General features: G+C 63.5%; 7 protein-coding genes. All 7 read right to left on the bottom strand.

The genetic code is table 11. The features are described from left to right. Positions 1-71: 71 nt before the first annotated feature. Positions 72-1,127, bottom strand: a complete 1,056-nt coding sequence (locus NQ038_RS12365; RefSeq protein WP_257062699.1) for a hypothetical protein — start codon at positions 1,125-1,127, stop codon at positions 72-74. A 167-nt stretch (positions 1,128-1,294) separates the two neighbouring features. Then, positions 1,295-2,869, bottom strand: coding sequence for an LPXTG cell wall anchor domain-containing protein (locus NQ038_RS12360; RefSeq protein WP_257062698.1), 1,575 nt, complete (start codon positions 2,867-2,869; stop codon positions 1,295-1,297). Between the two features lie 118 nt (positions 2,870-2,987). Further along, on the bottom strand, positions 2,988-6,470 hold the full coding sequence (locus tag NQ038_RS12355) for a YncE family protein (protein WP_257062697.1): 3,483 nt from the start codon (positions 6,468-6,470) through the stop codon (positions 2,988-2,990). A gap of 260 nt (positions 6,471-6,730) precedes the next feature. Next, complete coding sequence (locus NQ038_RS12350) at positions 6,731-7,612, bottom strand: ABC transporter ATP-binding protein (RefSeq protein WP_257062696.1); 882 nt, start codon at positions 7,610-7,612, stop codon at positions 6,731-6,733. Beyond that, positions 7,609-8,709 (bottom strand): iron chelate uptake ABC transporter family permease subunit, encoded by a 1,101-nt coding sequence (locus NQ038_RS12345; protein ID WP_257062695.1) that lies wholly within the window; start codon positions 8,707-8,709, stop codon positions 7,609-7,611. Before NQ038_RS12345 ends, NQ038_RS12350 begins: the two co-directional genes overlap by 4 nt. Further along, on the bottom strand, positions 8,706-9,695 hold the full coding sequence (locus NQ038_RS12340; protein ID WP_257062694.1) for an iron ABC transporter permease: 990 nt from the start codon (positions 9,693-9,695) through the stop codon (positions 8,706-8,708). The genes NQ038_RS12345 and NQ038_RS12340 overlap by 4 nt, the downstream gene beginning before the upstream one ends. Before the next feature lie 68 nt (positions 9,696-9,763). Then, positions 9,764-10,744, bottom strand: a complete 981-nt coding sequence (locus tag NQ038_RS12335) for a hypothetical protein (RefSeq protein WP_257062693.1) — start codon at positions 10,742-10,744, stop codon at positions 9,764-9,766. Positions 10,745-10,769: the final 25 nt, after the last annotated feature.

The raw sequence follows: 10,769 nt of genomic DNA, 5'->3' as shown, positions 1-10,769 counted from the left end.
CGAAGGCCTTGTGGTGAGGAATCGGTTTCTAGACAATTCCCATTCTCACCGCGGGGCCTTCTTCACACCCCCTACGACACACCTACCCCTGTCGGATAATTCTCTACACCCTCAATCCGGAAGAGCCCCTTAACCGCCACCTTGTACTTACCCACGTAGGTATTCGCCTTGGCCGGGTCGAGCCCGAACAGGTTCCAGGAGGCAGTCCCGTCTTCGCCGACGGTGACCTTCTTCTCCAGTCCCTTAACACCAGAGGGCGAGGTGACCGCATAAGCCACCTTTCCGCCCACCTTCTGGGCGCTCAGGGTGAACGTCACGCCCTTGTCCTTATTGACGAAATCATCGGTGCCGATGAGTTCCGGCTTCACGCTCAGCTTGGGCTTAACAGCATCAGTCGCGGTTGCCGTAGGAGTGGCGGTTTCCGTGCTCGACTCGGTCGGATTGGAGCTCTCGCTCGGGTCTGCCGACGCACTGCTCGATGCGGAGGGGTCCTCACTGGGCTCTTCGTCTCCATTGGCTTCGACCAGCTTGAACCCGGTACGGGCTCCACGCTGGTAATCGCCGTCCTTCATCGAACCCGACAGGAAGTGAATCAGGTGTTCCGTCCCGACATTCCACTGTTCCATATCCTCATAGTCCTGAGCGTTCGCCGGGGTTGGCAGCTGGATATTTACATCCAGTTTGCCGTCCTTATCGGCTGCAAGCATCGACCACATCGGGCTATTGCCCTCTGCCGGCTCATCCGTCGTCGGATCGATTGGCGGATCTTTGGGAAGGGCATCACCATAGTCAAACTTCTGCCCGAACACCGAGAAGTCCTTCCCATCCTTGGTGAACAGACCCCCACCGGTGATGTGGATCTTCCCACCCACCGGCGCGGTCTTCGGCACAATAAACCAGCTGTCATCGTCACACGTCATCTTCGTGCCCTCGACGTCGTTGCCATCGGCATCCGTCGTGGTCACATCGGTCTCACCAGCGCCCTCATCGGCACCACCACACTGCTCACCATACGCATGCGCGGGTGACGCTGAGAACACCGATCCGGTTGTAATGGCTCCGCCGAGCCCCAGGGCCAGGGCCAGGGCGGCTCCGCCCAGTCGCCGCGACAGTCTATTCGTGTGCATTTTCTTTCCTCGTCACTCCGCGCTTTTATGGTCGTGTGCGCAAATCACTTTGGGTGGGGATTTTGGTGTTGCCGCGGGTGTGGGCCCGAATAGTCTTCTCCGGGCCCACACCCGCGTACCCGTGTGATGCGGATCTACACGAAGTCCGCATCACACGGTGCAGAACCTCAGTTCTGCTTCTTCTTCCGCAGCGAGACCGTAACGGCCGCGCCACCGATCAGCAGCAGGGCGACACCTGCGGCTGCACCGGTCAGTTCCATACCGGTCTTGGGCAGCTTGCCGGCGTTGTCGCCGTCGTCATTACCCGCGGAATCGTCATTACCTGCGGAGTCATCCGAACCCGCAGCGTCATCCGAACCGTTGTCCCCGTTACCGTTGTTATCGGCTCCGTTATCACCGTTGCCATCGTCGCCAGCACCGTTGTCACCATTGCCGTTGTCATCGCCCTCGCCCGGCTTCGGATCCTCGGCGGTCACGGTGAACGAGGTCGACAGGCTCTTCTTGTCCAAGGCCTTGACCAGTGCCTCGTCCTTGGAGTCATACTCGACGCCGACCTTGTACTCGCCGACATAGCTCTCCGGATGAGCAGCATCCGTGCCGTAGACGACCCACTGGGCCTTCCCGTCCTTGCCGACCTTGACCGTCTCGGTGATCGGCTTGACACCATCGGCCTGACGCGCGACGTTGAACGTGATCTCGGCACCGGGCTTGAGACCGGTGGCGGACAGGTTCACGCCCTTGTCCTTGTTCGTGAAGTCCTTCGCGGAGATCTTCTGCGGCGTCGCCGTCAGAGCGACCTCGTCCGCCGGAGCGTCCGTGGTCGGGTCTTCGGAAGGCTTGGCAGATTCCGAGGGCTCCGTCGTCGGATCATCCGAGGGCTTCGGGTCCTCGGTCGGCTTACCGGTCGGCTCGTCCGTCGGGGCATCGGTAGTCGGCGCCTCGGTCGGAGCATCGGTAGTAGGAGCTTCCGTCGGGGCATCCGTCGTCGGTGCTTCGGTGGGAGCATCCGTGGTCGGTGCTTCCGTCGGCGCGTCCGTGGTCGGTTCGTCCGTCGGGGCATCGGTAGTCGGCGCCTCGGTTGGAGCATCGGTCGTGGGGTCCGGGGTCGGCTCCGGCGGAGTCGGCTTCACCAGCTTGAAGCCGGTGCGGGCGCCGCGCTGGTAGTCGCCGTCCTTCATCGAACCCGACAGGAAGTGGATCAGGTGCTCGGTGCCCTCATCCCACTGCTCCATGTCCTCATAGTCCTGAGCATTCTCTGCGGTGGGCAGCTGGATATTGATATCCAGGTTTCCCTTATCATCGGCAGCCAACATCGACCACATCGGGCTATTGCCCTCAGCAGGCTCACCCGTAGTCGGATCGATCGGCGGCTCGATCGGCAGCGCATCGCCCCAGTCGAACTTCTGCCCGAACACCGACGGGGACTTCCCGTCCTTGCCGAACAGACCCCCACCGGTGATGTGGATCTTCCCACCCACCGGCGCGGTCTTCGGCACGATGATCCAGCTGTCATCGTCACACGTCATCTTCGTGCCCTCGACGTCGTTGCCATCGGCATCCGTCGTGGTCACATCGGTCTCACCAGCGCCCTCATCGGCACCACCACACTGCTCACCATACGCATGCGCAGGCGAGGCCGAGAACAGGGTCGCGCCGCCGATAGCCAGGGAACCGGTCAGTCCCAGTCCCACCGTCAGGGTGATCGCGCCCAGCTTCTGGCCGGAGATATTGTTCAGTTTCACGGTTGTCCTTCCATCAATGAACCGCTTTGCTGTCTGTGTCTACATGCACCCCAGGCCCGGGGGATCGCTCCCCCGGGCCTGCGGTACTTCAGCCAATCCGCGTCAGCAAAACCGACTGTCAGATTTCCTTGTGGCGACGACGCGAGATCGTTACCGCTGCGCCACCGACGATCAGCAGGGCGGCGCCTGCGGCGATCGCCGCGCCGATCTGCGCACCGGTCACGGGCAGCTTGCCATCGTTGTCATCGCCGGCTTCGTTGTCCGAACCGCCGTTGTCACCGGAACCATTGGCATCGTCCGAACCCTCGGATCCCGAGCCACCGTTGTCACCGGAGCCGTTGGCGTCATCCGAGCCACCGTTGTCGCCCGAATCGTTGTCGTCACCGGAACCATCGGTCGGTTCGTCCGTGGGCTCGTCGCTCGGATCCGGATCCGGCTGCACAGCGTCGGCCTTGGCCTCGAACCGCTGCAGCAGGTCACGGGCATCGGGCTCGTCGCCCTCAGCCTGTGCTTCCGGTGCCGGAGTGCCCCCACGCGGGCCACCCTTGCTGACGCCGAAGATGTGGCCTTCACCGTCGGACATGACGTGGTTGGCGTTCTTCAGGGCGTCCAGCGTCTGCACCTCGTTGCCCTTGACGTCGTACACCGTGACGGTGCCGGCGGTACGGTTGGACACGTAGAACCAGCCGCTCTTCGCATCGAAGGCCGCGTTTAGCGAACCAGCGGCGACTTCGTTGCCGTCGGCGTCCTTGGCGGTCAGCTTGACCGACTTGATCAGCTTGCCGGACTCCGCGTCGACGAAGACGACCGAGGTGTCGGCCGAGGCCTGCGAGGCGATCGCGAGCGTCTTGGACTTCGGGTCGAAGGCGATGCCGGAGGCGGTTTCCACCTTGGCCGGGATGTCCTTGTAGGCGACCTTGCCCGTGGCCGTGTCCAGCACCGCATAGCGTGCCGAGTTCATGCTCGGGATGTAGGCCGTCTGCGAGGCCTGGTCGAAGGCGATGGACATCGTGTAGAAGTTGTCTTCCACCTTGATGGTGTCCAGCTGCTTCAGGGTCTTCGTGTCGAAGACCGCGATGCCGTCGGTACCGATCGTGACATAGGCCTTGCCGGCCTTCTCATCGACCTGCACGTCGCGACCGTGGGCGGCGGATCCGGATTCGAACTGCTTGATCAGTTTGAGCGAGTCCGCATCGTAGACGGCGACGCTGTTCTGGCGGGTGTTGGTCACCCATACGGTGTTGTTCGTCTCATCGACATCCACACCGTAGACAGCGAACCGAGCACCGGCGCGGTCACCGCGTTCGCTCGGATCCGCCGGAGCGTTGACTGCCTTCTGAACCTGCAACGAGTCAGCGTCCAGCTTGATCAGCTTGGATTCCTTGACCGGCGGGCGACCCACAGCCGTGGTCGCGTAGATCGCGTTGTTCTTCTTGGAGAACGCCGTCTGGTAGAAGCCACGCGAAACCGCGGTCTCCTTGCCGATGATCTTCGAGGACTCGTCCGTGGTGCCAGGAACGTCCACGACCGGGGATTGCTTGACCTCGTCGGTCGCGTCCTCTGCCGTCAGGTTGTCGTAATCGATGGGCGCGGCTTCGAAACGCTGCAGCAGGTCCTTGGACTCGCCATCGCGGTTGCCGCCCTTGCTGACGCCGAAGACATGCCCAGCGCCATCTGCCATGACGTGGTTGGCGTTCTTCAGCGCGTCCAGCGTCTGCACGTCGTTGCCCTGGTTGTCGTACACCGTGACGGTGCCGGCGGCACGGTTGGAGACGTAGAAGAGCTTCTTCGTAGTGTCGAAGGCCGCGTTGAGCGAACCAGCGGCGACATCCTTGCCGTCAGCATCCTTGGCAGTCAGCTTGACCGACTTGATCAGCTCGCCGTTTTCGGCGTTCATGAACACCACGGACGTATCCGCGGAAGCCTGCGATGCGATCGCCAGGGTCTTCGACTGCGGGTCGAAGGCGATGCCGGAAGCCGACTCGACCTTCGCCGGGATGTCCATGTAGTCGAGCTTGCCGTTGGCCGTGTTGAGCTTGGCAACGCGCGCCGAGTTCATGCTCGGGATGTAAGCGGTCTGCGAGGCTGCGTCGAAGGCGATTGACATCGTGTAGAAGTTGTCTTCCACCTTGATGGTGTCCAGCTGCTTCATCGTCTTCGTGTCGAAGACCGCGATGCCATCGGTACCGATCGTGACATAGGCCCTACCGGCCTTCTCATCGACCTGCACGTCGCGACCGTGCGCAGCAGAGTCCTTGGGGAACTGCTTGACCAGTTCCAGCGTGTCTGCGTCGTAGACGGCGACCGTGTTCTGGCGGGTGTTGGTCACCCAGACGGTGTTGTTCGCCTCATCGACGTCCACACCGTACATCGCATACCGGGCACCCTCCTGCGGGTTGCCTTCCTTATCGGTGGCCTTGGCGTCGATCGGTGCGTTGACGGCCTTCTGCACCTTCAGCGAGTCCGCGTCCAGCTTGACCAGCTTGGATTCCTTGACCGGAGGGCGACCCACAGCGGTAGTCGCGTAGACCGCATTGTTCTGCTTCGAGAACGCCGTCTGGTACAGACCCTGCGCGAAGGAGGTTTCCTTGCCCGCGATCTTGGAGTCCTTGGCCGTGGTACCAGGGACGTCAGCGACGGCGGTCTGGGCTTTCTTGACCTCGTCTGTCACGTCTTCGGCCGTCATGTCATCGTCACCGGACGATGCCTCGACGACCTTGGTCGATGCATTGACCGTGTGGCTGGAGTCCCCGGGGACGATGTTGCCGCTGAGCACCCTGATCTCATGGGTGGGGTTCTCGTCAGAGGCCTTCCAATCCAGCCCCTTCTGATCGTTCTTGCCATTAGGCAGATCGAAGGTCAGGCTCCAATTGCCGTCCTTGTCGGCCTTGGTGACAGCCCACACGCTGGGACGGGTCAGGTCACCGGGGCCGCCGGAATCCTTCTTCTTCGGGGTGTAGGTCTTGCCGTCGAGTTCGATATCGGCGGTTCGCCAGGCCTTGCCACCGTCGAGCTTGATGGCGATGGAGTTACCATCGTCGCCGGCGGTGTTGACCCAGCCAGTGCCCTTGACCGTGATCGACTTGCCCTCTTCGGCAGTCTCAGGGACCTCGATCTTGGCTTCGGCCGGAGCGGCGTTCTCTTCCGCCACCTTGAAGGGAGCGACCTTGGAGACGGTCGCGCCGCCGTTGTACGAACCCCCCAGCAGGCGGAACCAGTGGTCGCCGCCCTCGATGTCCTTCGGCAGAGTGATGTCGATTGTGAACTCGCCGGTCTTCAGGTCAACCTCGGCAACGTCATCCAGCGTCTTACCGTCATCGATCTTGACACCCAGGGCCTGGGCCTTGCCGTCGTCGGTGGTGCCGGGCTTGAAGCCTGTGCCCTTGACTGTAACTTTGTCGCCCGCGTGAATGTCACCGGTGGTAGTGACCTCCACCTTGCCCGAGCCGACCTCATTGGTCGGGATGTCAGCCGCAGCAGCGGGAGCAGACAGGAAATCGATAGGGGCGGTTGCCAGCGGGACGCCGGCGCCGACGGCCACGGCCAGGCTGAGCGCGCCCAGGCGCTTGCCGGCCTTGGTCGGGATCGGATTGAACTTCACGGAAACCTCCGGTAGGTGAGCTGGTGCTCGTGTACGTGATGCCAAGTGACACAGCATAGAACAGGTCTAGGTCAGGCTCGCTTTGCGCACCTTAGGCTTGGCTACTTTGAACCTTAACAGTGCCTGAGGGTTTGAGCAACGTTTCATGACTCAAATACCCCTGCATCTGTTCGGATGGAAGCTGATGGAGCAGGCGAAATTGGTTGATTTATTGCGGTTCAGACAGCAAACGGCTCAATTTTCTATGAGCCGAATTACATTTACCGGCGTCTCGCGAAGCGGGACAGTGCCGGCACAATCAGGGGTGTCCCGGAAGCGGGATCGTCGATCACGCTGCAGGACAAACCGAACACGGACTCGATGAGTTCGGCCGTGACGATGTCGGCCGGCCTACCCTGGGCGATCAGTTCCCCCTGGCGCATGAACACCACATGGGTCGCGTAGCGGAATGCCAGGTTCAGATCGTGCAGCACGACCAGAACGGTGCAACCCTCCGCGTGCAAGCGCGCGGCCAGGTCCAGGACCTCGATCTGGTGCGTGATGTCCAGGTATGTGGTCGGCTCGTCCAACATCAGGATGTCGGTCTCCTGCGCCAACACCATGGCGATCCACACGCGTTGGCGCTGGCCACCGGACAGGGCGTGCACGGGGCGGTCTGCGAATTCCGCGACGAAGGCCAACTGCAGGGCGTTCTCCACCGCGATCTCATCGGCCTCGCTCCACTGCCGCATCATCCCCTGATGCGGGTAGCGGCCACGTGCCACCAGGTCTGCGACGGTGATGTCCCCGGGCGCAGTGGACTGCTGGGGCAAAAGCCCCAGGTGCCGGGCAACTTCCTTCGAGTTCATCGCATGGATGTCCTGCCCGTCGAGCAGAACGTCGCCCTGAGTGGGTTTGAGCACGCGCGCCAGGGACTTCAACAGGGTCGACTTGCCACAGGCGTTGGGGCCCAGGATCACGGTCAGTTCATTGGCGGGTAGATCGAAGTCCACACCCTTGAGCACTTTGTGATCCCCGTACCCCACATGGATGCCCCGTGCGGAGATCCGCGGCGGCAGCTGCTCAGGCAGAACCGCGGTTGCAGCGGTGTTGGGGGCTTCGGAGGCCGAGGATGCGTACGGGTCCGTGTTGTCGATGCTCATAGGGTGCCTCTCCGGTATTCGATGAAGAGCAGGAAGATCAGATAGATGCCGCCGATCGAGGACGTCACAATGCCCACGGCGATCTCATTGGGGGCGAAGATCCGCTGGGCGATGACATCGCAGACCGCCACCAGCAGTGCGCCCAGCATGGCCGAGGTGCCGATCGCGGCCCCGGACGTCCGCGCCAGCCGCTTCGAGATATGCGGGGCCGCCAGCGCGACGAAGGCGATGGGACCGGCGACCGCGGTTGCCAGGGACACCAGGACCACACCGATCACCAGGGTCATGGCGCGTACCAGTCCGGTGGGCACGCCCAGACCCGTCGCCGGTTCATCGCCCATGGGCAGCATCGACAGGGGCTTGGACAGCCACAGCAGGAAGGGAATGCAGATGATGAGGACCGGCACCAGCCACATCAGGCTGCTGAACGTCATGCCGTTGAGCGAACCGATGTTCCATTGCTGGGCGTCCTGTGCCGCCTCCAAGGGGGCCTTGACCAGCAACAGGCTGTCGACGGCTTTGAGGGCCGCTGACACGCCGATGCCGATCAGCACCATCTTGAAGCCGGGTGTGGCCAGCCCCCCGGCCAACAGGGAGATGAGGATCGCGGCCCCCACCCCTCCGATCAGCGCGCCCAACGGGGTCTGGATTCCGGACCCGCCGAAGACGATGATGGCCAGGATCGCGCCGGTCGAGGAACCGGCTGCGAAACCGATGATGTCCGGGCTGCCCAGAGGATTGCCCGAATAGATCTGGAACAGGGCGCCACTGATGCCCAGGGCCGCGCCCACCAGAAGGGCTGCAAGGGCACGCGGCAGGCGGACATACTGCACGAAATAGTTCGCCAGCCTGTCCGAGGACGTGCCGAACAGACCCTCGATCGACTGCTTGATCGACAATCCGTAGTCACCGATCATCAGCGTCGCGATGAACACCGCGACGGCCAGGACCAGGATGGTCAGGCACACCAGCAGGGTACGCGCCTCGAAACGCAGGCTCAGGGGCCCGAGGCGAAAGACCGTGAAACGGCTGCCCCTCCGCGCGACGCCACGCACTGCAGCGGACTGTTCGGTCACCGGTGGTTCCTTGATGCTCATGACCTATCCAGCCCCTTGGCCTTGCGAACGATGAGAATGAAGAACGGAGCACCTGCCAGGGAGGCGATGATGCCCACCTGGATCTCCGCCGGCGCCACGATGACACGGGCCAGCACATCCGACAGCAGCAGCCAGGCCGCACCCAGCAGTGCCGCCAGGCCCAGGCTCCAGCCCAGGGAGTCCTTCATCAGCTTGCGGGCGATGATCGTCACCGCCAGGCCGACGAAGGTCAGAGGGCCTGCGATAGCCGTCGCCGCTGCGGAGAGCAGCGTGACAGCGATGAGCGAAACGGTCCGGATAGTCCCGACCTTCACGCCCAGGCCGATCGCGGCCTCGTCGCCCAGGGCCAGGGCGTTGAGTCCCGGAATCACCGCGAAGGAGACCGCCAGGCCCACGACGATGACGACCAGCGGAATCCACAGATCGGCATAGGCCTTGCCCTCCAGATTTCCGGCGACCCAGTAGCGGAACTCGTTGAACACCGCCTGGTTGCCGGAGATGATGGTCTGCGTGATCGCCGTGAGCGCCGCGCTGATCGCAACACCGGCAAGGGCCAGGCGGACCGGCGATGCCCGATGACCGCCCGCGATGCCCAGCAGGTAAACGCCGGCGGCGGCCAGGCCCGCGCCCACGAAGGACGCGATCATATTGGCTCCCGGCGTCATGATGCCCGTAATCGCGGCGGACAACACCACCGCGACCGAAGCGCCTGCGTTGATGCCCAGGATGCCGGGTTCGGCCAGCGGGTTGCGGGTCAGCGCCTGCATGATGCAGGTCGCGGCGCCCAGAGCCAGGCCGACAACCAGAGCCGCCACGCTGCGCGGCAGCCGCAGGCCCCTGATCACTTCCGAACCGTCCGCGGCGGACGAGAACAGTGCCTTGACCACCTGGATCGGGTTCATCATGTTCGAGCCCAGCATGATCCCCAGGATCACTGCCACGAAGATGACGGCCAGGGCGATGACCACGTAAACGGCCCTGAGCACATGGGTGCGCGCGCGAACCGCTCGCGCCGCCTCTTGGCGGGCGAGTGCGGCCTGCGAACGGCGCGGGGCTATTCCGGCTTGTGCTGGGAAGGGTCCGGCTTCGCCGGAGGAACTGGACCCTGTGATTTTCCCGGCGTCTCCCCTGTCTGGGAACCGCCGAAAGGATAGGACTTGGCCGGATGGTCGCCGCTGCGTGTCCACACCGGTTCGGTGCCCGGTGCCGGCGCAGCGTGGATCGCGGCCCGTTGGGGCCTGGCCAGGAATGCGACGCCCATGGTCACCACGGCGAGGAAAGCCAGCATGATCCCGATCAGACCCATCCAGGGGAAGGAGTTGTCCCGCTTGGACAGTTCCCCGGCCAAGAGTTCATTCTGCTTGCCCAGCTCCTCGACGGCTTTCTGGTCCTCGGTGCTGCCGGCCTGCGGCGCGGCTCCCGCCTGACCGCCGGCTGCGCCCGGCACCTGGGCCTGATTGGCTCCGGCCTGGGGCGCGTTGGCCGCTGCCCCCTGGGTGCTATTGCCCGATGAGCCCTTGCTGCCGCCGACCACGGTGGTCTTCTTGGTGGTCGTGCCGCTATTGCCGCCGCTGACCTTGGCATACCCGCCGGCCTTCGACTTCTTGCCGGTGGTGTTCGCACTGCCGGTCACTGTGAAGTTGGGACTGCGATTCGTGTAGCCCTTGGATCCCTTGCCCGGAACTGTTTCCGATGCCAAATACCGCATCCAGTGTGTGCCATTGGCCAGATCGTTGGGGATCTTCACAGATCCGCTGACGGTCCCGGACTTGGGGATCTTCTGCTGGTGGACCACGCCCTGGCCCTGGATCGACTGGTCGCCATCGCTGCTGCCACCGTCGTCGAACTTGACATAGACGGTCTCACCTCCGGGATAGCCTCGCAGGGTGAAGTTCACCCTGCCGCCGGCCCGCACCGATTTCGGGGAGATCGTGGACTTGGTGCCCGGTGTGTTCGGCTGAGCGCCCCCTGGGGGCAGGGCCTGCACCGGCCCTGCCATGATGACCGACGCCAAGGCGACGGCCAGGGCCAACAAGATGGCCCCGATCCATGTTCCCGGC

The organism is Brevibacterium sp. 50QC2O2 (assembly GCF_024580675.1).
GTDB lineage: Bacteria > Actinomycetota > Actinomycetes > Actinomycetales > Brevibacteriaceae > Brevibacterium > Brevibacterium moorei.
This window is presented reverse-complemented; position numbering and strand designations above follow the sequence as displayed.

What these genes read in the sequence shown, in the direction of transcription:
- NQ038_RS12350 (WP_257062696.1), bottom strand. Translation starts at nt 7,612, where the DNA reads ATGAGCATCGACAACACGGACCCGTACGCATCCTCGGCCTCCGAAGCC.
- NQ038_RS12345 (WP_257062695.1), bottom strand. Translation starts at nt 8,709, where the DNA reads ATGAGCATCAAGGAACCACCGGTGACCGAACAGTCCGCTGCAGTGCGT.
- NQ038_RS12365 (WP_257062699.1), bottom strand. Translation starts at nt 1,127, where the DNA reads ATGCACACGAATAGACTGTCGCGGCGACTGGGCGGAGCCGCCCTGGCC.